This is a genomic window from Kribbella sp. NPDC002412 (assembly GCF_053592935.1).
Genome location: NZ_JBSFBL010000047.1, coordinates 49,392 through 72,973, shown reverse-complemented (window position 1 = coordinate 72,973; position 23,582 = coordinate 49,392). Strand labels below are relative to the sequence as shown.

The 23,582-nt window shown below is 69.3% G+C and carries 21 protein-coding genes; 7 read left to right on the top strand and 14 right to left on the bottom strand.

The genetic code is table 11. The annotated features are described in order from the left end of the window. From ACWCOV_RS31230 to ACWCOV_RS31215, 4 genes are all read right to left on the bottom strand, one after another. The coding region (locus ACWCOV_RS31230; protein ID WP_449832916.1) for a TetR/AcrR family transcriptional regulator at positions 1-478 on the bottom strand (478 nt) is incomplete at its 3' end. Beyond that, positions 475-1,410, bottom strand: a complete 936-nt coding sequence (locus ACWCOV_RS31225; protein ID WP_449832915.1) for a GTP-binding protein LepA — start codon at positions 1,408-1,410, stop codon at positions 475-477. The genes ACWCOV_RS31230 and ACWCOV_RS31225, both read right to left, overlap by 4 nt. Positions 1,411-1,697: 287 nt before the next feature. Then, positions 1,698-4,271, bottom strand: a complete 2,574-nt coding sequence (locus ACWCOV_RS31220) for a DUF4153 domain-containing protein (RefSeq protein ID WP_449832914.1) — start codon at positions 4,269-4,271, stop codon at positions 1,698-1,700. Then, positions 4,268-4,966: a response regulator gene (locus ACWCOV_RS31215; protein WP_449832913.1), complete on the bottom strand. Its 699-nt coding sequence runs from the start codon at positions 4,964-4,966 to the stop codon at positions 4,268-4,270. Before ACWCOV_RS31215 ends, ACWCOV_RS31220 begins: the two co-directional genes overlap by 4 nt. Positions 4,967-5,059: 93 nt before the next feature. Between ACWCOV_RS31215 and ACWCOV_RS31210 the strand changes: the two genes are divergently transcribed. The 4 genes from ACWCOV_RS31210 to ACWCOV_RS31195 all read left to right on the top strand — a co-directional run bounded on the left by ACWCOV_RS31210 (position 5,060) and on the right by ACWCOV_RS31195 (position 8,366). Then, positions 5,060-6,775, top strand: coding sequence for a glycoside hydrolase family 9 protein (locus tag ACWCOV_RS31210; RefSeq protein ID WP_449832912.1), 1,716 nt, complete (start codon positions 5,060-5,062; stop codon positions 6,773-6,775). 71 nt (positions 6,776-6,846) lie between these two features. After that, a complete protein-coding gene (locus ACWCOV_RS31205; protein ID WP_449832911.1) occupies positions 6,847-7,188 on the top strand; it encodes an ArsR/SmtB family transcription factor in 342 nt (113 codons plus the stop codon). A 3-nt stretch (positions 7,189-7,191) separates the two neighbouring features. After that, the gene (locus ACWCOV_RS31200; RefSeq protein ID WP_449832910.1) at positions 7,192-7,698 is read left to right on the top strand and encodes an SRPBCC family protein; all 507 of its coding nucleotides are present in this window, start codon (positions 7,192-7,194) and stop codon (positions 7,696-7,698) included. Next, positions 7,698-8,366 (top strand): dihydrofolate reductase family protein, encoded by a 669-nt coding sequence (locus ACWCOV_RS31195; RefSeq protein WP_449832909.1) that lies wholly within the window; start codon positions 7,698-7,700, stop codon positions 8,364-8,366. The genes ACWCOV_RS31200 and ACWCOV_RS31195 overlap by 1 nt, the downstream gene beginning before the upstream one ends. Before the next feature lie 4 nt (positions 8,367-8,370). Here the strand turns inward: ACWCOV_RS31195 and ACWCOV_RS31190 are convergent, their stop codons facing one another. The 6 genes from ACWCOV_RS31190 to ACWCOV_RS31165 all read right to left on the bottom strand — a co-directional run bounded on the left by ACWCOV_RS31190 (position 8,371) and on the right by ACWCOV_RS31165 (position 17,271). Continuing rightward, positions 8,371-9,156 carry a phosphotransferase family protein gene (locus ACWCOV_RS31190; RefSeq protein ID WP_449832908.1) on the bottom strand — a complete coding sequence of 262 codons (786 nt, stop codon included), beginning with the start codon at positions 9,154-9,156 and terminating at the stop codon, positions 8,371-8,373. A gap of 249 nt (positions 9,157-9,405) precedes the next feature. Continuing rightward, on the bottom strand, positions 9,406-11,241 hold the full coding sequence (locus ACWCOV_RS31185; RefSeq protein ID WP_449832907.1) for an AMP-dependent synthetase/ligase: 1,836 nt from the start codon (positions 11,239-11,241) through the stop codon (positions 9,406-9,408). A 171-nt stretch (positions 11,242-11,412) separates the two neighbouring features. After that, positions 11,413-14,172, bottom strand: coding sequence for a BTAD domain-containing putative transcriptional regulator (locus tag ACWCOV_RS31180; RefSeq protein ID WP_449832906.1), 2,760 nt, complete (start codon positions 14,170-14,172; stop codon positions 11,413-11,415). Positions 14,173-14,392: 220 nt separating this feature from the next. Beyond that, a complete protein-coding gene (locus tag ACWCOV_RS31175; RefSeq protein ID WP_449832905.1) occupies positions 14,393-15,418 on the bottom strand; it encodes an aspartate-semialdehyde dehydrogenase in 1,026 nt (341 codons plus the stop codon). A gap of 104 nt (positions 15,419-15,522) precedes the next feature. Further along, a complete protein-coding gene (locus ACWCOV_RS31170; RefSeq protein ID WP_360470570.1) occupies positions 15,523-15,708 on the bottom strand; it encodes a tautomerase family protein in 186 nt (61 codons plus the stop codon). Between the two features lie 51 nt (positions 15,709-15,759). Next, positions 15,760-17,271: a sodium:solute symporter family protein gene (locus ACWCOV_RS31165; RefSeq protein WP_449832904.1), complete on the bottom strand. Its 1,512-nt coding sequence runs from the start codon at positions 17,269-17,271 to the stop codon at positions 15,760-15,762. A 146-nt stretch (positions 17,272-17,417) separates the two neighbouring features. Here ACWCOV_RS31165 and kduI point away from each other — a divergent pair, with 146 nt between their 5' ends. From kduI to ACWCOV_RS31150, 3 genes are read left to right on the top strand one after another with little or no spacing between them, the layout of a single operon-like run. After that, entirely contained in the window at positions 17,418-18,248 is an 831-nt protein-coding gene (gene kduI, locus ACWCOV_RS31160; RefSeq protein ID WP_449832903.1) for a 5-dehydro-4-deoxy-D-glucuronate isomerase, read from the top strand. Then, positions 18,245-19,006, top strand: a complete 762-nt coding sequence (locus ACWCOV_RS31155) for an SDR family oxidoreductase (protein ID WP_449832902.1) — start codon at positions 18,245-18,247, stop codon at positions 19,004-19,006. Before kduI ends, ACWCOV_RS31155 begins: the two co-directional genes overlap by 4 nt. Before the next feature lie 10 nt (positions 19,007-19,016). After that, complete coding sequence (locus ACWCOV_RS31150) at positions 19,017-19,778, top strand: IclR family transcriptional regulator (protein ID WP_449832901.1); 762 nt, start codon at positions 19,017-19,019, stop codon at positions 19,776-19,778. Here the strand turns inward: ACWCOV_RS31150 and ACWCOV_RS31145 are convergent. The 4 genes from ACWCOV_RS31145 to ACWCOV_RS31130 are packed head-to-tail and all read right to left on the bottom strand — an operon-like array spanning position 19,760 to position 23,566. Beyond that, positions 19,760-20,722, bottom strand: a complete 963-nt coding sequence (locus ACWCOV_RS31145; protein ID WP_449832900.1) for a UDP-glucuronic acid decarboxylase family protein — start codon at positions 20,720-20,722, stop codon at positions 19,760-19,762. The two genes, ACWCOV_RS31150 and ACWCOV_RS31145, sit on opposite strands and share 19 nt — an antisense overlap. A 44-nt stretch (positions 20,723-20,766) precedes the next feature. Further along, entirely contained in the window at positions 20,767-21,993 is a 1,227-nt protein-coding gene (locus ACWCOV_RS31140) for an MFS transporter (RefSeq protein ID WP_449832899.1), read from the bottom strand. Then, positions 21,990-22,616 (bottom strand): MOSC domain-containing protein, encoded by a 627-nt coding sequence (locus ACWCOV_RS31135; protein ID WP_449832898.1) that lies wholly within the window; start codon positions 22,614-22,616, stop codon positions 21,990-21,992. The genes ACWCOV_RS31140 and ACWCOV_RS31135 overlap by 4 nt, the downstream gene beginning before the upstream one ends. A 44-nt stretch (positions 22,617-22,660) precedes the next feature. Continuing rightward, positions 22,661-23,566 (bottom strand): aminoglycoside phosphotransferase family protein, encoded by a 906-nt coding sequence (locus ACWCOV_RS31130; RefSeq protein WP_449832897.1) that lies wholly within the window; start codon positions 23,564-23,566, stop codon positions 22,661-22,663. Positions 23,567-23,582: the final 16 nt, after the last annotated feature.

Below are 23,582 nucleotides of genomic sequence, written 5' to 3'. Positions count from 1 at the left end.
CGCAGTACCAGCCAGGCGACGACGGCCGACAGCACCAGCCACAACAGGTAGTGCCGACGTACGGAGTGGAGCGGAGGACGTCGGCCACCGTCGCGGTCGCCTCAGCGAACAACTCGGCGCCCCGGGCAGCGATCTCGGGCCGCGCCTGCGCCTCCCGGAAGACGATGATCCGGGCCGCGCGGTTGTGCTCCAGCTCGTCGGCCATCATCGTCACGATGGTCCGCAGCCGCCCGCGCACCGATCGGCCCTTCGACGCGGAACGCAGTACGACACTGGGCGTCGGCCGCTCGTTGACGATCGCCAGCAGCAGGTCGAGCTTGGTCGCGAAGTGGTAGAACACCAGGCCCGTCGGGACGCCGGCCTCGTGCGCGATCCGCGCGGTCGACGTGGCGTCGTACCCGTGCTCGGCGAAGAGGCGCTCGGCCGTCTCGATGATGACCTGGCGCTTGCTCGCGCGGGCGGCCGCCGGCGCGGTCATGGTCGGCTCCGTCCAACGGCGGGCCGGCGATCCCCTTTCAGGTCCACGGCCGCCCCGGCGGCTCGCCGGAGTGCCTTGAAGACGTAGTCCGGCACCTTCAGCCCCTGCCGGTGCGCCCACAGCAACTCGTGCTCGACCCGTCCCACCTGGGTCGCGTAGTGCCGCAGCTCGTTTTCGTCACTGGGCCCGATGATTTCCAGCCCGCGCATCACGTGACCGAACTCCACCCGCTGCTGGCGGGTGTCGGCCCCGACCGGGCCGAACGTCCGCTTCCGCAACGTGCGGACCAGCCACTTCTGCCAGCTCCCGAGCTGCGACCAGAGCTGGCGAGCGGCGATCTGGTAGTAGGCGAAGTGGCCCGGCTCCTGACGTTTGATCGGCGCGACGACGGTGGCGGCGATGGCCCGTTCGCCGAGCTCCATCAGGCCGGAGTGAAGCTTGTTGTAGGCAAGCACTGCCGACCGCTCGGTCGCCAGCCCGGTCAGGTAGTAGAGCATCCGGCTCACGTCCTGCACGGCGCTCACCCGGCCGAGCGCACCGAGCACCTTGAGCTTGAAGGACACGTCGGTCAGGTTCGGTTCGGACGCGTCCAGACCGGCCAGCACCTGGACCCGGTCGAGGATCAGCCCGTGGTGCGTCTCCTGCGGCAGCCACACGTCGGCGTAGAAGCGCCGGTCGACCTCCGGCGGATCCGGCAGCAGGATGTTCAACTCCAGCACGTTCCGCTCGACCTCGAGCTCGACCCGCGACATGTACGACAGCACCGAACCGTAGCGCTCGACGAGCAGGTCCGGATCCTTCATCGTGTAGTCGACGCTGTCCAGGGGGATGGGCGGATGCTCCTCCCCCAGCCGATCGACATGGTCGGCCAGCCTCGAGTCCTCCCGTCGGCGTCGTCCCCGACGAGTGCCTTTCACACCAGCCAGCGCCATCGCGGCACCTCGCTCCCCCATCGAAAGGGATGTCCTGTTGATCCCACGACGATCGTAACAAAGTGACTGACTGATCAGTCAGTTTCTGTGCTGTGACATCGATGACAAACCAGCCCAGCCTCGATGATGCGGCACCCACCCGGCGCGGGGATAGGGCTAATTCGAAGCGAGCAGGCCAACGGATGGGTGCGGATTCGGGGCGGTACACACAGTGAGGGCCGTGAACAGGCGTTCACCTGTCCACGGCCCTTATCGGTGCCCGAAGCGTGCTGTCGGCAACTGCAGGGCTAGCCGGCCGGTCTGCTGGTGCAGGCGCCGGGCGCGGCATCGGGTTCGGTGCGGATCAGCGGGTTCGCGCGGTGGCGGCCCAGGTTCCACTCCAGCCAGTCGTCGTTGCTGGGCTGCCGGTCACCGATCGCGCAACCGACCACGTCGTCCGGAAGCGTGGCCAGCACCGGTACGGCGTCATCGGACAGCCCTTCGAGGTGAACCCAGTCCACCTTGCCGGTGTCGGCGTACCGGTCGATGTTGCGCTGGGCGATCCAGGCATCCGGGTTGAGCATCGCGAGGCCGAGCAGAAGGCTGGCGCCACTGAGCAACGCGGCCCGCGGCAGCCAGCTCGCCTTCATGGTCACACCGGCCACCATCACTCCGAGCACGAGCAGGCCAAGCCAACCCTCGAAGACATCCACCAGCAGGCGAAGCTCAGTGAAGCCGTACGCCTCCTGGTAGACGTGCATCCGGTAAAGCGCGGACGCGACCACGACCAGCGTCAGCAGGCACAGCAGGCCGAGTGACACACGCAGCCAGACCACGTCCGCGGCTGTGGCACGCGGTGCCTTCCGTGCGGCGGCCCACACCACGAGCAGCGTGAGCGCGGTGGCGACGGTGAGCTGGCCGAAGCCCTGGTGGACGTACTCGGCGTACGTGAGGCCGGTGATGCGCTCCAGGTACTTGTGCCCGCCGAAGTTGGCGGTGGCCTGTGCAGCCAGGAAAACCAGGAAGACCGCGTCCACAAGCAGGACCGGCACAAGCCACTCGTACCGACGTGCGACCGACCGCACCGGTCCGCCACCGGTCTCGACGTTGGGCGGATTCAGTCCGAGGTACGTCGCTGCCAGTACAACGCCACCGACAGCCACAGTCACGAATGCACGCAGTACGAACGAATCGAGCTCCAGGTCCGGAACCACCGCACCCGCCCACTCCGCAAAGACCGCGTCGGCCGAGGCGAACAACAGTCCGAAGACCACAACCGCGAGCAGAGACCACAAGATCGTCCGCAGTGCTGCCGCACTCGTCCGCAGACCCCTGACGGCCTGTGCGGAGCGACCCAGCCACGGCAGTCCTCGCAACCCGGCGAGCGGCCAGCTGATGCCGGCCAGGACGAAGGCAGGCAGCGTGCGGCCGTTCACCAGGCCGGCCATGCACACGGCTCCGCCCGCCAGCAGGCACAGGACCACGATCCACTCGGCGTCCCGGAGCACGGCCGTTCCGGCCAGCAGCACACAGAGCGCAGCACAGGCGAGGGTGAACCTAGACCTGCGGTTGACGCTGAAGCCCAGGATCACGCCACCGGCGGCCAGCAGTACGACGAAGGTCCCGATGCCGAGATCGCGGAACGGCAGGACGATGCCGGCCAGGACGCCGACTCCCAAGCAGTACAGGACCGCGCGCACGTTGCCGGGAACACCCGCCTCCGGCCAGAACCTGCCGAACAGCATGTCCATCCCGGACTCCGGTGCTCGCGCCGCAGGCCCGGGTGTGGGCGGTGGCGCGGGCGCCGGCTGGGGAGTCTCGACTGGCTTCGTCATCACTGGCTCCTGTGGTTTCTTCGTGACAGCAGGGGTGTGTTGCCGTGGTTCACGCGGTAGGTCGACGCGGACCCGGGCGCCGGTCCTGCCCGGTGCGGGGTCGACGAAATGGATGGCGCCGCCGTGCAGGTCGGTCACCCAGCGGGCGATCGCCAGACCGAGCCCGGTCCCGCCGCCGCCCTCGGCTTCGGTCAAGGTGCCGAACCGTTCGAAGACGCGGTCCCGGTCGGCGACCGGGATCCCCGGTCCGTCGTCGGCGACCTCCAGCCGCCAGCCCGTGGTCGTCGCGTCGGCGGTGATCCTGACGACTCCACCGGTCGGACTGTGCCGCGACGCGTTGTCGAGCAGGTTGGCGATCAGCTGGTGGAGTCGCGCGGCATCTGCCTTGACCGTCAACTCCACCGGCCTGACGGCTACGTCGTACCGCACCTCACGGCTCGCCACTCGTGCTTCGGCGACGGCGCGGTCGAGCAACTCCGCGATGGAGACCTGCGTGGTGCGGAGCTTGGCCTGGCCGGCGTCGACACGGGCCAGGTCGAGCAGGTCGGACGCGAGGGCCGAAAGGCGTTCGGCCTGGTCGAGCGCCGTACGCAACGCCACCGGGTCCGGCTCGGCGACTCCGTCGACGAGATTCTCGAGTACGGCGCACAGCGCTGCGAGCGGCGTACGCAGTTCGTGGCTCACGTTGGCCACGAGCTCACGGCGCTGGCGGTCGACGGCGGCCAGGTCCTCGGCCATTCGGTTGAAGGCCCTGGCCAGCTGTCCCACCTCGTCGCTGGAGGTCGCCGTGACGCGGGCGGAGTAGTCGCCGCGTGCCATCCGTCGCGCTGCCGCGGTCATCTCGCGCAGCGGCGACGTCATGCCGACCGCGAGGAGCTGGGTCACGCCAAGGGCCAGGCCTACTGTGACCGGGATGCTGAGCCAGGCGGGCACATTGGCGACGGCGCCGACGGCCGCGACGATCGAAGCCAGGGTCACGCTGACGGCGACGAGCAGGCCGAGCTTGACCTTGACCGACGTGACCTGATCCATCAGTGGGCCGCTCACGCCGTACTCCCTGGCTCGAGCGCGTAGCCGACGCCGTGGACGGTTCGCACCCGGTCGGCGCCGATCTTGGCGCGTAGCGCCTTCACGTGACTGTCGACTGTGCGGGTTCCCGACGCACCGGGCCAGCCCCACACTTCGGCGTACAGGTTCTCCCGCGGCAGGACGATGCCCGGCTTGGCTGCCAGGCAGAGCAGCAGGTCGAACTCGGTCGGAGTCAGATGGATCTCGGTGCCGGCGACCATGACTCGTCGAGCGGCTGCGTCGATGCGCAGGTCGCCGATTTCGGTGGCTGGGCGTGCGGCCAGCTCGGCGGCGCGGTCGACGCGTCGCAGCAGGGCTGCCACGCGGGCGACCAACTCGCGCATCCGGAACGGCTTCGTGAGGTAGTCGTCGGCGCCGACTCCGAGCCCGACCAGGATGTCCGCCTCGTCGTCGCGAGCGGTCAGCATCAGCACGGGCACCGGCCGTTCGGCCTGGATGCGCCGGCAGACCTCGTGACCGTCGTACCCGGGCAGCATCACGTCGAGCAGCACGAGATCCGGCGCGGTCGCGGCGAACTGCTCGACCGCGCCCGGCCCGTCCCACGCCTGCACGACGTCGTACCCCGACCCGCGCAGCCGGTCGGTCACCGCCTGGTTGATCACCGGCTCGTCCTCGACCACGAGAATCCTGCGGCCTGCTCCGTCGACTACCACGCTTCGAGCGTAGGAGCCGACCTGGCCACCAGAGCCCCCGACTCGTGAAGGTTCTGTGCAGGTCTCCCCTCGAACTGCTGTTGGATGGTCTCCGTGCAGCCACTCGCCGAGGGAATCCTCCACTCCCACCTCGGGTACGGCGAACTCCCCGGCCAAGCCGTGATCGCCGTCCTCGCCGACCCACCACCACTTTCGCCAGACCCCGATCGGCCTCTCGGTGCCGAGCTGATCGGGCCCGCAGGGACTGTGGCGCTGCAGCCCGGTCCGGTTGAGCGGGTGCCCGGCTGGTCGGGTGGGCCGTACTGCCGCATCCCGCTGCCGGACGGTCTTGCCCCCGGCTCCTACCGGGTCCGTGTGGTCGCTGACGGACGGGAGCTTCGGTCGGACGCCTTCGAGATCGGGCCGGAGCGGCTACAGCACCAGACGATGTCCGACGTACTCGCCTATTTCAAAGCAATGCGCTCCAGCGGCGAGATCGACCGCAAGGACCGCGCCGCCCACCTGTGGGACGACCCGTCCGGCACGACCGTCGACGCCCGCGGCGGCTGGCTCGACGCGAGTGGCGACACCAGCAAGTTCCTGTCGCACCTCACCTACACCTCGACGATGAGCCCGCAGCAAATCCCCTTGTGCGCTTGGGCAATGCTCGCCGCCCGCGACCAGCTCATCGCCCACCACCCGTCGCTGGTGCGCCCCCTCGGCGCACGCCTACGCGACGAAGCCCACTGGGGCGCCGACTTCCTCACCCGCTTCCGCTCCCCGGACGGCTACTTCTACACCGGCATCTTCGACGCCCTCACCAAACGCCTCGAGGAGCGCGTGATCACCGCTCCCCTGCAGAACAGCGTCCGCACCAACCGCTACCAAGCCGGCTACCGCCAAGGCGGCGGAATGGCGATCGCCGCCCTCGCCCGCGCGTCCACAGCCGACGACGACGGCGACCACACCCGCACCGAGTACCTCGCCGCCGCCCGCACCGCCTTCACCCACCTCGAGCAACACAACCTTGCCTACCTCTTCGACGGCAAGGAATCGATCATCGACGACTACACAGCCCTGCTGGCCGCAACCGAACTCGTCGCCGCGGACGAATCCACTGCCCAGGAAGCCGCATGTCGACGAGCACGATCCCTTGTCGAGCGGTACATCCAGCCAACTGAGGGACCGGGCTGGTTCCGCGCCGATGACCTCGGACGGCCGTTCTTCCACGCCGCCGAGCCCGGCCTCCCGATCCTCGCCCTCCTGCGGTTCGCCGAGGTCCTCCCGGATGCTCCCGACGCGGAGACCGCGCGAACCACAGCCGTCCGGGCGATGCTCGACGTACTGGACCGCACAGCGGCCGTCCCCAACCCGTTCGGCTACCCGCGTTCCCTCGTCAAGCCGCTCGACGAACCGGCACGCGACGCCTTCTTCTTCCCGCATGCCAATGAGACCGGCTATTGGTGGCAAGGCGAAAACGCCGGCATCGCCTCCCTCTCCGCTGCCGCCAGCACCTGCGCACGACTGCTTTCAGACACCGACCGCACCCGCCTGCAAACCTTCGCCACCGACCAACTCGCGTGGATCACCGGGCGCAACCCCTTCGACACCTGCATGCTGCAAGGCCGCGGACGCAACAACGCCGACTACTCGCCCGACTTCCCCAACCTCCCCGGCGGCATCCTCAACGGCATCACCGCCGGCTGGACGAACGAGTCAGACCTGGCCTTCCTCCCACCGGACGCCCCGGCTTCGGACTCCTGGCGCTGGTCCGAGCAATGGATCCCCCACACCGCCTGGTACCTCCTGGCCACAGCCACTGCCCCCTGACTCCGGCTCCCACTGACAAGAAGTGCTCAGCCTGGCTTGACGCATGCCGATATGGGCATATGATTGCTGCCATGGCGCGAGCAGCAACGACGTCGGACGTCTTCAACGCGATCGCCGAGCCGCAGCGCCGGCAGATCCTGGTGCTGCTGCGGACGGGTGAGCGGCCGGTGACCGAGTTGGCCCAGGAGCTGGGGATGACCCAGCCCGGGGCGTCCAAACACCTGCGGGTGCTCCGGGAGGTCGGGCTGGTGCGGGACCGCAAGGCAGGCAAGCAGCGCCTGTACGGCCTCGACGCCCGCGGGCTGAGACCGGTCCACGAGTGGACCGGCGGGTTCGAGCGGTTCTGGAACGAGAGCTTCGACCGGCTGGATGCGTACGTGCAGGACCTCAAACAAGCAAGGCAGGAGGAGTGACCGATGGCAGCGACAGGACGGGACGCGCCGGCGCAGACAGCGACGGCCGACCGCGAGATCGTGATCTTCCGGGTCATCAGTGCCCCACGGGAGCTGGTGTTCGAGGCGTTCACCGAGGTGCGGCACCTGTCGCGCTGGTGGGGACCGGAGGGGTTCACCACCACCACGCGGGCGTTCGAGTTCCGCGTCGGCGGCGAGTGGAGCTTCGTGATGCACGGACCGGACGGGACGGACTACCAGGAGTGGATCTCCTGGACCGAGGTCGCCCCGCCGGAGCGGATCGCGCTGCTGCACGGTGAGTCCCGCGACGACCCGAACGCCTTCGAGTCGGTCCTCACGTTCGAGCCCGACGGTGCGGCGACCCGGCTCGAGATGCGCACGGTGTTCCCCACCAAGGAACTGCGCGACGAGGCGGTCGAGAAGTACCACGCGATCGAGGGCGGTCGGCAGACCCTGGGCAACCTGGATGCCTACGTCACCGAGATCGTTCGGAACGGAGTTGAAGACTGATGGCCGGCAAGGTGTTCTTCAGCGTGACGATGTCGCTGGACGGATTCATCGCGCCCGAGCCGGTGCCCGTCGAGGACCTCTTCGGGCCTGAGCAGAAGCAGGACGACCCGAGGGTGCGGCGCTGGATGGCGCAGTGGGCGGAACTGCAGCAGTGGATCTTTCCCCAGCGGTTCTTCCAGGAGAACCTCAAACTCGGCGAGCGCGGCGAGGAGGGGCGTGACAACGACATCGCCCGGGAGACGTTCGAGCGCACCGGCGCGAGCGTGATGGGCAAGCGCATGTTCGACGCCGGCGAGCTGGCGTGGCCGGCGGAGGCGCCGTTCCACACGCCGGTCTTCGTCGTGACGCACGAGAAGCGTGACCCCTGGGAGCGGCCCGGCGGCACGACCTTCCACTTCGTCAACGACGGCATCGAGACCGCGCTCGACCAGGCCCGCGCGGCCGCCGGCGACCGCGACGTCCGCATCGCCGGCGGCGGCGCGACGATCCTGGAGTACGTGAACGCCGGCCTGGTCGACGAGTTCTCGATCACGCTCTCACCCGTGCTGTTCGGCTCCGGGGTCCGCCTGTTCGAGGGCGTGGACGCGGGCCGCGTGGCCCTGGAGCCGGTGCGCGCGGAGCCCTCCCCGAGGGTGACACACCTGACCTACGCAGTCCGGCAGCGGTAGCGGTCTAGGTGAACAACCAATCGGCGGCCGGCAGGGACTTTTCGACGTACGTCGGGCGGTCGGCTTCCAGGCCGTAGTGGAGGTCTTCGAGGAGGGAGCAGCGCGCGTAGAACCAGGCGCGGTCAGCGAGACCTTCATCGGCGGGGAGCCGGCTCGCCGCCGCGTCGTACGCGGCTGGGCCGAGGTCGCGGAGGATCAGGCCGAGGTCGCGGGCGGGGTCGCAGATCGCGGCGTCGCTCCAGTCGATGACGCCGGCAACGTCGTACGTGCTCTCATCCACGAGGACGTGCTCGATGCCGAGGTCGTTGTGCGAGAAGACAAGGCGGGACGCGGGCGCCGGGAGCGGGCTCTGCAGGAAGGCCTCGACGGAGCGCTGGCGCTCGGGTGTCAGCACCGAAGCCACGCTCGCGTAGATATCGGCAGCTTCGTCGCGCCAGGCGTCGAGCGGTTCGTCGTCGATGTCCACCAGGTCCGCGATCTGGTCGACATCCACAGCATGCAGTACGCCGAGAAGCCCGGCGAGCTCGGCGGCCACACGCAGCGCGCACTGCGATCGGACCTCGGGCGGGAGGTCGATCAGCGGAGTCCCGCCAAGCTTCCGGTACGCCAGGCACCCATCCTCGGGCAGGACGAAGACCGGCTGAGGGACAGGCAGAGTGCTGACCTTGCCGACCCACTCCAATAGGTCCGCCTCCCGCCGCACCACACCAGGCTCGCGAGCAAGCCGAACCACAAGCTCGCCATTCACCTCATACGCCTGGTTGTCCAGCCCCGCCCCGAGACGCCTCACACTCTCCACGACATACCCAGGCAACCCAGCCCCCACCAGTCCCCTGACCTCGCTGTGCATCAAGCCAGGCTATGTCCCAGGCAGCCCGCCAACGCGAGTCTGGTGGGTGGCGGTGCCGCGCGCGCATCGCAAATCCCCAGGCAGAGTCGTCTCACGCTCCACCGGTAGGCAACCCACAACACTCTCTCGACCAAGCGGGCGACAGCACGCGCCCACGGGTGGGTGGGCGCGTGCTGTCGACCTCAGGTCCTAGTCGTACATCTTGTCGAGGAGGGCGGCGTACTGGGTTTCTACGTACTTGCGCTTGAGCTTCAGGCTCGGGGTCATCTCGCCCGACTCCACGGTCAGGTCCCGGTCGAGGATGGTGAACTTCTTGATGGTTTCCCAGCGGTTCAGGCCGGCGTTGAGCTCGTCGACGTACCCCTGGACCATCGCGCGGGCCGCGTCGGAGCTGACGATCTCGGCGTACGACCTGCCGCCCAGACCGTTGGAGGCGGCCCAGCCCTGGATGGCGTCCGGGTCCAGGGTGACCAGCGCGCTGACGAAGTTGCGCTTGTCGCCGTGGACAACGAACTGGCCGACGTACGGGCAGATCATCTTGAACCGGCCCTCGATCACCTGCGGCGCGACGTACTTGCCGCCGGAGGTCTTGAAGAGGTCCTTCTTGCGGTCGGTGATGAAGAGGTACTCGTCCTCGAAGTGGCCGATGTCGCCGGTGTGGAACCAGCCGTCGGCGTCGATCACCTCGGCGGTCTGCTCGGGCTGGTTGTGGTAGCCGCTCATCACGCCGGGGCCCTTGATCAGGATCTCGCCGTCCTCGGCGATCTTCGCCTCGGTGGCGGGGAAGATCGGGCCGACGCTGCCGAGGCGGTACTGGCCGGGGCGGTTCAGCGACGAGCCGGCCGCGGTCTCGGACAGGCCGTAGCCCTCCAGGATCAGCAGGCCGGCGGAGTGGAACCACTCGGCGAGTTGCTTGTCGAGGGCGGCGGAGCCGGAGACGAAGAAGCGGATCCGGCCGCCGAACCGGGCGCGGATCTTGGACAGGACGAGCTTGTCGGCCAACGCGTACTGCGCACCGAGGGCGCCACCGGGCTCCTTGCCGGCCTGGCGCAGCGCGGAGACCTTGGCCCCGACCCCGAAGGCCCAGTGGAAGAGCTTGGCCTTGATCCCGCCCTCTTCCTCGATCATGGTGACGATCCGGGCGTGCGCCTTCTCGAAGATCCGCGGCGCCGCGGCCATGAACGTCGGCTGGACGACGGCCGCGTTCTCGACGATCTTGTCGATCCGGCCGTCGATCGCGGTGGCGAACCCGATCTGGAACTGTACGGCGAGCAGCACCTGCCCGAACACGTGCGACAGTGGCAGCCACAGGAACTGCAGGTCGTCCGGGCTGAGCACCCGGATCCCCTCGACCGCGGCGCCCTCGTACGTCCACACCGAGTGCGGCAGCCGCACGCCCTTCGGACGCCCGGTGGTGCCGGAGGTGTAGATGAGCGTGCACAGGTGGTCGGGCTTGATCTGCGCCAGCCGGTCGTCGATCGACGACGGGTGCTCGGCGAGGTACGACGTACCGAGCTCGTCCAGCGTTGACAACGAGATCACCCAGTCGCCGTCCTCGGCCGGGGCCTCGCCGTCGATCAGCACCACCTTCCGCAGCGACGGCGTCTCGGAACGGTGGTCCCGCAGCTTGTCCAGCTGGGTCGCGTCCTCGGCGAACACGACCTGGACGTCGGCGTCGGCCACGATGAAGGCGACGTCGCCGGCCATCGTGGTCGGGTAGATGGTGGTGGTCGCGGCGGCCGCGAGGACGGCGGCGAGGTAGCACTCGACCCATTCCATCCGGGTGCTGGAGGCGATCGCGACCCGCTGCTCGGGCTCGACGCCGAGCGCCATCAGGCCGGCGGCCCGGCGGCGTGCCAGTTCGTCGAGCTCTCGCCAGCTGGCGGACTTCCACTGGTCCCCGGACGGGTAGCGGAAGGCCTCGCGGGACGGAGTCGCGGCGACCCGGTCGAGAAACATCGTGGCCATCGTGTCTTTGCGGTTGCTGAGCAGCGCGAGCTGGCCCTCATCGGCGACTGGCTTCATTGTCTGGCCTCCATCGGGGGTCAAGTAACCGGAGGGTAATGGCTGGCGGGCACAGCTGACTATGCCCCTCGCTCACCTGCCGCCACCTTCTCCATCACGTTTCCGCAACGCGACCTACGGCCCGTGGCCCACGTCTCACTGTCAGTTCTACCCCTCCGTGACGGGGCCCCGTCAACCGCCGCGCCGCAGCTCCGCCAGCGCCTGCCGGACAACGTCGGCATCGGGGTGCTCCATGCCTTCGAGGATCTCGAGCGCCTCGGTCCAGCTCGCCGCAGCCTCCTCGAGCCGGCCGGCTTGCTGCTGGACCTCGGCCATCGACATCAGGCACTCCGCGGTCTCGTGCCGTCGTCCCTGGTTGCGCAGGATGTCGACCGCGGTCGCGTAGCTGGCGATGGCCTCGCCGAGGCGCCCGGAGCCGGCCAGCGCGTACGCCATGGTGTCGCTCACGACTGCACGCCCGTACTCCGAGTCTTGCTCCTCGTAGAGCTTCAGCGCCTGCTGCGCGTAGTCCACCGCGGTGTCGAACTCGCCGAGCTGCCCGTAGTACCAGCCGAGGTTGTTGAGCGCGTTCGCCCGGGCATCGACGTGACCGGTCCGCTCGTAGATCCGAAGCGCGCGCATGGTCCGCTCGATCGCCTGCCGGTGCTCCCCCATCCGGCTCAGCACCCGGGCCTGGCTCAACGAGCCGTGCGCGACGCCGGCGTCGTCACCGAGCTCCTCGGCGATCCCGAGCGCGAGTTCGTGCTGCCGGATCGCGTCGTCCCACTGCCGCAGCGCCATGTGGCCGCGAGCGAGGTCGCGGCGGGTCTGGGCCTGCTTGCGCAGATCACCGAGCCGGACCGCCGCATCGAGCGCCAGCAACTCCGACTCCATGTACCCGGGCCGCCCGCGGAAGTCGAGATAGTCCGCAATCGCCCACACGTACAACCACAGCAACCCGTCAGCACGGCCGGCAGCAGCACGCAGTACGGCGAGATTGTTCGGCTGCTCGGAATCGAACCACTGGAACGCCTCGTCCCGCGTCGACGGCAACACGACATCGACGCCAGGATCGAGCCCCGGCAACTCGACCCGATCCCGCCTGGGCGCAAGCAACAGTGCCGCCGCACTCCCGGTGTGCACGAGATACCCGAGCAAGCGCTCGAACGCCTCGTCCGCCTCCTGTTCCTCACACAGCTCCCGGGCATAGGTGCGCAGCAAATCGTGCAGCGCGTACCGATCCGGCCCGAGCTCGACCAGTTGATGATTGGCCACCAGTACGGCGAGCATGCCGCGAGCCTCACGGATCGGTACCCCGGCCAGCGCCGCACCGGCTCCGACCGTGATCTCCGCGCCGGGATGCTGAGCCAGCAGCCGGAACATCCGCGCCAGCTCGGGCCGCAGCTGCCGGTAGGACGACGAGAAGATCGTCCGTACGTCGATCCCGTCGGTGGTCGCAAGCGCGTCGAGCGGCGCCTGGCTCAGCGCCTCGACGAACGAGTCCAGCTGCCGCCGCGGCCGCAACGCGATCTGTGCCCCGAGCAACGAAAGGGCCAGCGGAAGCCCACCACAATGGGCGATCAGCGCTTCGGCGCTTTCGGCATCTTCCCGCAACCGCGGCTCACCAACTCTTGCTGCGAGCAACTGCCTCGACTGCGCGGGGTCGAGCACGTCCAGCTGGATCGGCTCGGCCTGGTCGGTCGCGACGAGGCCGGCGAGCTCGTTGCGGCTGGTGACCAGGGTGAGGCAGTTCGGTCCGGTCGCCGCCAGCGGTCGCACCTGGTCGGCGTTCCGCGCGTTGTCCAGGACGACGAGGACCGAGCGCTCGGCGAGCAGGCTGCGGTACAGGGCGATCTGCGCGTCGGCCGCGATCGGCAGCCGGTCGGCCGGGATCCCGAGTCCGGCGAGGAACCGCGGTACCACCGTGAGTGGGTCCGCGGGCTCAGTGGCGGGCGAGAAGCCGAGCAGGTCGGCGTACAGGATCCCGTCGGGGAAGGTGTCCGCGACCTGGCGGGCCCAGTGGATCGCGAGCGAGGTCTTGCCGACGCCGGCTGGGCCGATGATCAGTCCGAGGCGCGCGCCGGGGAGCAGGCCGTTGAGCTGTTCGAGGTGCTCAGTCCGGCCGGCGAACCCTGGTACGGCGCTGGGCAGTTGGCGCGGGACCACCATGCTTTCGGCGTCGGTCGCCTGCAGCAGTTCGGCGTGCACCTGCTGGAGTTCCGGCCCCGGGCCTACACCGAGGGTCTCGCGCAGGCGGCGGGAGACTTCGGCGTACGTCGACAACGCGAGCGCCTGCCGTCCGGACGCGTGGTGGGCGCGCATGAGCTGGGCCCAGAACCGTTCCCTGGTCGGGTAGCGCTCGACCAGCTCAGTGAGTGGCGGGATCACGGCGGCCGCGTCGCCGAGTGCCAGGCGGGCGTCGAAGGACAGCTCCTGGGCTTGCAGGTGTTCCTCGACGAGGCGCGGGATCATCTCGCGGGTCAGGGCGCTGGTGTCGAGGCCGGCCAGTGGTTCGCCGCGCCAGAGGGCGAGGCTCTCCGTGAGGAGGGCGACTCGGTCAGCGGGGTCGGTTGCCTTGGTTGCTCGCCGTACCAGGTCGCGGAAGATCTCGAGGTCGAGCTGGGCCGGGTCTGCGTGCAGCGCGTAGCCGCCGTCGCCGGTGGTGATCATCGTCCGGGTCGTGTCACCGAGGGCGGCGCGGAGGCGGGAGATGTAGATCTGCAGGGCGGAGCGTGGGCTGTCCGGCAGTTCGTCGTCGTCCCAGAGGACCTCGACCAGGTCCTCGGTGCGGACTGTGCGGTTGAGGCGGAGCAGGAGGGCGGCCAGCAGTACGGCGGGCCGGTGCGACGGCAGCGGGACCGCTTCGCCGTCCGCCCTCTGCACCTCCACGGTCCCGAGCAGGCGGAACCGCAGCTCAGACCCGCTCTCCCCACGCCGCTCCAGCTCGGTCACCTCCACTGCACACGGCCGCAACACCACGCCGCAACCAGCAGGAAGGCTTACCTTATCCCCGCCCCAGCGTCTACGTCCCGAGCTAACGCGCGGCACCCGGCGAGCACCACCGCCCGCCCAGCGGCACCACGCCTACCGGCACCCGCGAGCAGCTCCACGACCCGGCGCAGTCAACGCCGCGCCGTTCCTACGAAGCGGTCGCCCCGTCGTACCCCACCTTCTACCGTTCTGCGAGGAGCTCGGCGATTTGGACGGCGTTCAGGGCGGCGCCCTTGCGGAGGTTGTCGTTGGAGATGAAGAGGGCGAGGCCGCGGTTGTCCGGGACGGACTGGTCCTGGCGGATGCGGCCGACGTACGACGGGTCCTGGCCGGCGGCGAGCAGCGGCGTCGGGATGTCGGCGAGCGCGACGCCCGGAGCGGCGCCGAGCAGCTCGGTCGCACGCTCGGGCGTGATCGACGAGGCGAACTCGGCGTGGATGCTCAGCGAGTGCCCGGTGAACACCGGCACCCGGACGCAGGTTCCGGCGACCAGCAGGTCCGGGATGTGCAGGATCTTGCGGCTCTCGTTCCGGAGCTTCTGCTCCTCATCCGTCTCACCGGTGCCGTCGGCAACGATCGAGCCGGCCAGCGGGAGCACGTTGAACGCGATCGGCCCGGCGTACACCTTGGGCTCGGGCAGCGTGATGCCCTGCGTTCCGCGGGCCAGCCGGCCGCCCGGCTCCACGAGGGCGCGAGCCTGGTCCTCCAGCTCGCTGACGCCGACGCCGCCGGAGCCGGAGACGGCCTGGTAGGTGGCGGTGATCAGCCGGGTCAGGGTCGCCTCGCGGTGCAGCGGGGCGAGCACCGGCATCGCGGCCATGGTGGTGCAGTTCGGGTTGGCGACGATGCCCTTCGGCAGGTTGTCGAGGTCGCCCGGGTTCACCTCGGACACCACCAGCGGTACGTCGGGATCCATCCGCCACGCGGACGAGTTGTCCACCACCACGGCCCCGGCCGCGGCGACCTTCGGGGCGAGCTCCTTCGACGCCGTCTTCCCGTTCGAGAACAGCGCCAGGTCCAGGCCCTTGAAGTCGGCCGTGGCGGAGTCCTCGACCGTGATCTCGGTGTCGCCGAACGGCAGCTTCGTCCCCGCCGACCGCGCCGACGCGAAGTACCGCACCTCATCCACCGGGAACTTCCGCTCGACGAGCAGCTCCCGCATCACACTGCCGACCTGACCCGTAGCCCCAAACACACCAACTCGCATGCCTGCACCCTAATAGCGAAACCCCCACCAATCACCCGAGTTCCACCATGCGGCGGCCCGGCCTCCCTGGGGCGGGAGGGAGGCCGGGCCCGGTGCAGGTGTGGTCAGGCGTCGGCGACCAGGACGCCGCCGTTGGCCACGTCGGTGGTCTCGATTTCGGTGAAGACGATGCGGACGGACTCGCGCTTGGCGTTCAGGATGGAGATGGCGGACTCGGTGACGGCGGCGACGAACTCGCGGCGCTGGTCGAGCGTGCGGCCGGACAGGAGCTCGACGGTGATGTTCGGCATTCAGATCTCTCCAAGTCGGTAGTTCTGTGTCACGGGACAGTGTTCCAGGAATCAGCCGGCCAGTGCGGCCCGTCTCGCGGCGATCTCGTCGGTCTCGTCCGGGTCGCTGTTCAGCGAGTCGACCAGCTCGTCGACCTCCGGGCGGCGTTCCGGCAGCAGCAGGCCGAGGCCGACGTACACGACCAGGGAAGTTGCCAGCGGCAACGCGACGACCAGGGTGGTGTCGGTGGACTCGATCCCCCACTTGACGATCGCCCAGACCACCAGGCCGATCGCCCAGGAGGCGATCGCGGCCCGCGCCCCGCTGCGCTTGAACCACGGCAGCAGGCCGAGCATCAGCGGGATCGAGATCGGGCCCATGGTCGCGGCCACCAGGTCCACGACAATCTTCAGGACGACGCCCTGCCCGTTGGTCAGGATCGCGATCAGCATGCTGATCGTGACGAACGTGAAGGTGGTGATCCGGGCGAACTTCAGGACGGCGGCATCGCTCAGCCGGCGGATCTTCGGCACCAGCACCGGCGCCAGGTCACGGGTGATGACGGACGAGATGACGTTCGCGTCGGAGGCCACCATCGCCATCGTGTGCGAGAAGAACCCGGCCAGCACCAGCCCGATCAGCCCGGTCGGCAGCAGCAGCTGGGCGAGCTCGACGTACGACTGCTCGGGCTTGCCCGGGCTGACCAGCAGTGGCGTGGCGCACATCGGGATGAACAGGACCAGCGGCCAGACCAGCCAGAGGAACGACGACAGCAGCGCGGACCGCTTGGCCGCGGAACCCGACGGCGCGGCCATGTAGCGCTGCGCCAGGTTCCACATCCCGCCGTTGTACTCGAAGGTCTTGATGAACAGGAACGCCACCAAGAAGATCGTTGTATAAGGCCCGTTCAACGGATCGCCGTGGCCTTCGGGCAACTGGTCCCACATCGTCCACAGCGTCGGCACGCCGTCCAGGTGCGCGAGCACCCCGATGAACATGGCGATCCCGGCCGCGAACTGGATCACGAACTGCCCGAAGTCGGTCAGTACGTCGGCCCACAGTCCACCGAGCGTCGCGTAGGCCATCGTGACCACGCCGGTGATCAGGATTCCCCACCGGATCGGCACTCCGGTGAAGCCGTTGAGCAGTACGGCGATCGCGACCCACTTCGACGCGATGTCGACGACCTTCAGCGCGGCCCCGGAGTACGCCAGCGCCTGCTGTGTCGGCAGGTTGTAGCGACGGGCCAGGTACTCGAGCGGTGAGACGACGCCGTGTCTGGCGCGCAGCCGGTTCCAGCGGGCCGCGAACACGAACGCGCCGATACCGACGCCGACACCGATCGACACCGCCCACCAGACGTAGACGGTGATGCCGTAGGTGTAGGCGACCGCGGCGAAGGCGACGAACATGACGGCGCTGTAGCCGGACATGTGGTGCGAGATGCCGGACAACCACCAGGGGATCCGGCCACCGGTGGTGAAGTAGTCGACCACTGTCTTGATCTTCGTCCGCGACCAGATGCCGATCAGCACCATCAGGACGAAGTAGCCGACCAGGACCGTCCAGTCCAATGCGGTCATCGTGAAACCTCCCAGGGGCGGTGGGCGCTGAATGGAAGGTTCCATTCACCAGAACTCGGTGTCAAGTGGCGGAACCCGGAACAATCCCGGCGGATGTTCCACCCCGAAGGTTTGACACGATGTTCCGTGGAGTAGAACCTAGTTCTGTGAATGCCCTCTTGCAGATCAGGCACGCCACCCATCCCGACCAGGTCCCCGGGTTCGACACGGCCGCGCTGCGCCGGCACTACCTGGTCGACGACCTCTTCGTCCCGGACGCGGTCACCGCGGTGCTCACCCACCACGACCGGATCGTGCTCGCCGGCGCGCGCCCCACGAGCGGGCCGCTCAGCCTGCCCACCTGGCCGGAGCTGCGCAGCGAGTACTTCCTCGAACGGCGTGAGGCCGGCATCGTCAACGTCGGCGGCCCCGGCACGGTCACCACCGACGGGACGAAGTACGAGTTGAGCACCGGAGCCTGCCTGTACGTCGGCCGCGGCGTCCGCGAGGTGGTCTTCGACGGACCCGAGGCGGCGTTCTACCTCTTCTCCGCCGCCGCCCACACCGCCTTCCCCACCACGCTCGTCAACCCGGGTGAGGGCAACCGGCTCGAGCTCGGCGACCAGCAGACCGCGAACCGCCGCACGATCGACCAATACATCCACGCGGACGGCGTACGCAGCTGCCAGATCGTGCTCGGTGTGACCACGCTGCACGCGGGCAGCACCTGGAACACCATGCCCGCGCACACGCACGACCGGCGTACCGAGTGCTACCTGTACTTCGGCCTCCCTGAGACCGAGCGGATCGTTCACCTGCTCGGCGAGCCCGACGAGACCAGGCACCTGCTGGTCGCCGACCGCCAGGCCGTCATCTCCCCCAGCTGGTCGATCCACAGCGGCGCCGGCACGTCGTCGTACAGCTTCGTCTGGGCGATGGCCGGCGAGAACCAGGCGTTCGGGGACATGGACGGCGTCGACGTACGGGACCTGCGGTGACGGCTGACCCGTTCAGCCTGCGCGGGCGTACGGCGCTCGTCACCGGCGCCCGGCGGGGTATCGGCGCGGCCATCGCCGCCGGGTACGCCGCCGCCGGCGCCGAGCTGATCCTGATGGCGCGAGACGCGGCGGTCGAGGACACGCTGGAGGCCATCAAGGCGAACGGCGGCGGGGAGGCGACTGTGGTGACCGCGGACTTCGCCGACCCGGCCGCGGTCGAGGCGGTCGCGACCGAGCTGGCCCGGACCCGGCGGATCGACATCCTGGTCAACAACGCCGGCACGATCCGGCGCGCCCCGGCGGCCGACACGGCGACCGCGGACTGGCGGCACGTGATCGACGTGAACCTCAACTCCACCTGGGCGGTCACCCGGCCGATCGGCGCCGCGATGGCCGAGCGCGGTTCCGGAACCGTTGTCACGATCGCCTCGCTGCTGAGCTTCCAGGGCGGGTTCACCGTTCCCGCCTACACTGCGAGCAAGCACGCGGTCGCGGGACTGACCAAGGCGCTGGCCAACGAGTGGGGTCCGGCCGGGGTCCGGGTGAACGCGATCGCGCCCGGATACATCAGCACCGACAACACCACCGACCTGCGCGCGGACCCCGGTCGCGAAGCGGCCATCCGGGAACGCATCCCGGCCGGCCGCTGGGGCCGGCCGGAGGACGTGGTCGGCGCCGCGGTCTTCCTGGCCTCGGCGGCGGCCGGGTACGTGAACGGTCACGTGCTCGCGGTCGACGGTGGCTGGCTGGCCAGATAGGAGTGGCAGGATGACCGACATGAGCTCGCCCTCGGCCATCGACAAGACGCTGATGGTGCTGGACGCCGTCCTGGAGCACTCGCGGTTCACCGACGTGGTCAACGCGACCGGTCTGGCGAAGTCGACCGTGCACCGGATCATGGCGTCGCTGGTGGAGCACGAGTTCGTCGCGCAGGCCGAGGACGGGTCGTACCACCCGGGCCCGAAGGCGCTGCGGCTGGCCGGTCACGCCCTCACCAACGTCGACCTCGCCACGGTAGCCCGCCCGGTGCTCGCCGACCTGGTCGCGCAGACCCGGTGCACTGTGCACGTCGGCCTGCTCAACGGCGACGAGGCGATCTACGTCGCCCGGCTCGACGGACCGAAGCCGTACCGGATGCCGTCCCGCGTGGGCAAGGCGTTCTGGCTGCACTGCACCGGCATCGGCAAGGCGCTGCTCGCGGAGAAGGACGACGAGGCGCTCGACGCGCACATCACCCGGACCGGCCTCCCGGCCCGGACCCCGCTGACGCACACGACCGCAGCCTCGTTGAAGGCAGACCTCGCCCAGGTCCGGGCCCGCGGCTACGCGCTGGACGACGAGGAGAACGAGCCGGGAATCCGCTGCGTCGCCGCCGTCATCCACGACCACACCGGCGCCGCGATCGCCGCGGTCAGCATCTCCACGCTGTCGCTGGAGCAGTCGATCGCCCAGGTCGCGCTGATGGCTCCCGCCGCGATCGAGGCCGCCCGCAAGATCTCCGCCGCTCTCGGCTACCGCGAGCCGACCTGAACCTCCTGCGAGCGGGCCTGAGCCCGAAACCAGTCGATGGTGCGCTGAAGCCCTTCCTCGGCGTCGATCTTCGGCTCCCAGGCCAGCACGTCCCGGGCCTGGCTGATGTCCGGCTGCCGCACGCGTGGGTCGTCCTTCGGCAACGGACCGAACGCGATCTCGGACGGTGAGCCCACCAGCTCCTTGATCCACCGCGCCAGCTCCAGCACCGGCAACTCGTGCGGATTACCCAGGTTCATCGGCCCCGGATGGTCGGCGTGCACCATCCGGATGATGCCCTCGACGGTGTCGTCCACGTAGCAGATCGACCGGGTCTGGCTGCCGTCACCGGCGACCACGATCGGCACCTCCTCGAGCGCCTGCCGGATGAACGTCGGCACCGCCCGGCCGTCGTTCGCCCGCAGCCGCGGCCCGTAGGTGTTGAAGATCCGCACGATCCCCGTGTCCACGCCGTGCGCGGTCCGGTAGGCCGTGGTGATCGCCTCCGCGAACCGTTTCGCCTCGTCGTATACCGCCCGGGGGCCGATCGGGTTGACGTTGCCCCAGTAGTTCTCCTGCTGCGGGTGGACGAGCGGGTCGCCGTACACCTCCGACGTCGAGGCCAGCACGAACCGGGCGCCCTTCGCGCGGGCGAGCCCGAGCGCGTGGTGGGTGCCGGCCGAGCCGACCTCGAGGGTCTGGATCGGCAACCTGAGATAGTCGATCGGCGAGGCCGGCGACGCGAAGTGCAGTACGGCGTCCACCGGGCCGGCCACGTGCACGTAGTCGGTGACGTCACAGCGGATGAGCCGGAAGCCGGGATGGTCGATCAGGTGGGCGACGTTGTCCGGGCGCCCGGTCAGAAAGTTGTCCAGGCAGAGCACTTCGTAGTCTTCGGCAAGTAGTCGTTCGCACAGATGACTACCGATGAACCCAGCTCCCCCGGTCACGACAGCGCGACGCATGTAGTTCCCCCTTGCTCAATGCCCCCCAAGCAATGAGCCCCCGATTATGCACCGCTCACGATGACTTGACTACCCTGCACCCGCCGCGCCGCAGCCCACCGGACGACGGGCACGAACAGCACCCCGATCAACGCGAACCAGACGCCGAGGATGATCCAGCCCGGGACGCCGAGGCCGAGCGGGAGCAGGGCAAGGACGGTCGGAGCGACCATCGTGCTGATCGACATGCTGGTGTTCCACAGGCCCTGGTACTGGCCCTGGGCGTGGTCCGCGGCCAGGTCGAAACCGAGCAGGAACGAGCCGGACGACTGCAGCAACTCCCCCAGCACCTGCACGAGCGCACCGACCGCCAGCAACCCGACTGCGACGGCGGCACTGCCCCACGACGCGCCGGCGAACAGCACCATCGATGCCATCAGCAACAATCCGGCGGTCCTGGTCGCCCGGGCGGCGGTCGCCGGGTCGGCGATGCCGCGCGACGAACGCACCTGGAAGAGCGCGACGACCACGGTGTTGATGATCAGCAGCAGCGCGACCGTCCAGCGCGGCGCGTCGGTGTGGTCGACCACCCAGAGCGGAATCGCGACCTCCAGTACGGCGAACTGGATCGACATCGCGGCGTTGAGCGCGGCGACCGCGAGGTACCCACGATCGCGCAGCGCGACCCACACCGGCCCGTCGTCGCTCTTGGGCTGCGGCGCGACCCGTGGGATCGCCAGCACGACGAACGCCGCGACGACACTCAGCACGGCGTCCAGGACGAACATCGCGCGGTACGCCGTACCCGTGTCGAAATGCAGTGCGAAAGCGCCGATCCCGGCGCCGGCCATGATGCCGATGTTGGTGACCGCCCGCAGGTAGGCACGAGCCGCGACCCGGCCCGCGCCCTGCGTGATGGCAGCGATCAGCGCAGCCCGGACAGCCCCGGCGCCGCGGTCGACCACGGTGAGCACGATCGCGACGATGAGGAACTGCCAGAACGTGTGCACGAGCAGGTAAAGCAGGCTCAGCCCACAGAGCACCAGGCTGAGTACGACGAACAGCGTGCGCGGACCGCGGCGGTCGGCCAGATGTCCCATCGGCACCGCGGACAGCAGGCCGAACAGCCCCGCGATGGTCAGCCCGAGCCCGACCTGAGCGATCGACAGCCCGACGATCCGGGTGAAGTACAGCACGCTGACCGTCATCAGCAGCCCGCTGCCCACCCGGCTGAGCAGGGTGGCGAGAGCGAGCGGCCGAAGTGGTCCGGGTGCTGGGAGCAGGCCCGTCATGCCCGCGCCACGACGCGCTGGGCGATCTCGCGGAGCTCATCCATCAGGTCGACACCGGAGTCCAGCATTCGCTGCATCTTCGCGGGATCCTGGGCGCCGAACATGTGGCCGATGGTGACCTCGTGCGCCGGTCGGCTCACCACCTCGATCGGATCGCCCGCGCCGACGGCTCCGGTGCGCAGCACCTTCAGGTAGGCGCCGGGACGCCCCGCCTGGTGGAACCGCTTCACCCAGCGCGGTTCCCGCATCCGGTCCTGGAACGTGATGCACGGGATCCGCGGCGCCCGCACCATCACCTCGACCTCCGGACCGATCCGCCACACCTCACCGAGCAGCGCACCGGTGATGTCGAGGCCTTCCGTGCGGAGGTTCTCGCCGAACAACCCGGTCGGGATCTCCCGCCCCAGCTCGGCCGCCCACCACGCCGCGTCCTCCTCGGCGTACGCGTAGAGCGCCTGGTCCGGGCCGCCGTGGTTCTTGGTGTCGCAGACCTTGTCGCCCGCGAGGCCGAGCTCGGAAACCCGTACTCGGCCGGCCTGCGGTCGCTTGTCGATCGCTGTGAGCCCCGTGTCCTTGGGACCCGGGATCAGCTTCTCCACCACGTTGACCGTCAGCAGCCGCATGCCGACCATCATCCGCCGTGGCGGCTTCCGGCTCTACTGAGTTTTCAGTCCTGGATGGCCTTCACGATCGCGATGTTGCGGGTCAGCCAGTCCTGGGGCAGCGACTCGTCGGCGCCGGAGTCCTCCAGGGTCCACAGCACGTTGAGCATCTGCCGGACGATCACCCAGTCGCGGGCCCGGTCCTCGTCGAGGCCGGCGGCGTCGATCGCGGCGTAGAAGCGCTGCCGGACCGCGAACCGAAGGTCGCCGGCGGCAACGACCTCGTCCCAGCGGTTCCAGATCAGCGGCGCGACCTCGTAGTGCGGGTCGCCGGACAGCGGCTTCGGGTCGATCACCAGCCAGGGTTCGCGAGCAGCGGCGAGCACGTTGAAGTAGTGCAGGTCGGTGTGGATCAGCTTGCCGTCACACGCCGGGTCGGTGCTGAAGTCCTCGGCGAGCGAGATGGCCTGCTCGACGTACCGGTGCGGCACCGGCGCCGAGGCGGGCAGCTGCCGGAAGCGCTCGATCCATCGTTTCAGCTCGCCGGACAGGGTCCGGTACTGCGGGCCGGCGGGAATGTGCAGCCGCTGGTAGGCAGCGCCAACGATCTCACAGGCCTCGAGCGCGTCGACCGTGGTCAGGTCGCGCGGCTCCAACCGCTCCAGCAGCAGGGCGAATCGGCGCGGGTCCGCACGCAGCAGCTGCACCGCGCCGTTCCCACCCCAGTCGCGGAGCGCGAGGTGCTCGGTCTCGGCCTCCCAGTGCGGGAACTGCACCTTCAGCACCGCCGGCTGGTCGTCGGCCGTCAGCACCGGTACGACGAGGGCGCAGTTGCCGTACGACGTCGTACCGTCGACGCGGAGGCTCCACTCGCCGAGCAGCTCCCGGGTCAGGCGCGGCAACCGGTCCAGCCAGTCCGCCCAGTCCTGCCCGCGCGACGCGACCACCAGGAAATCGGCGGGGATCTCCACTACTTCTCGGCCCTCA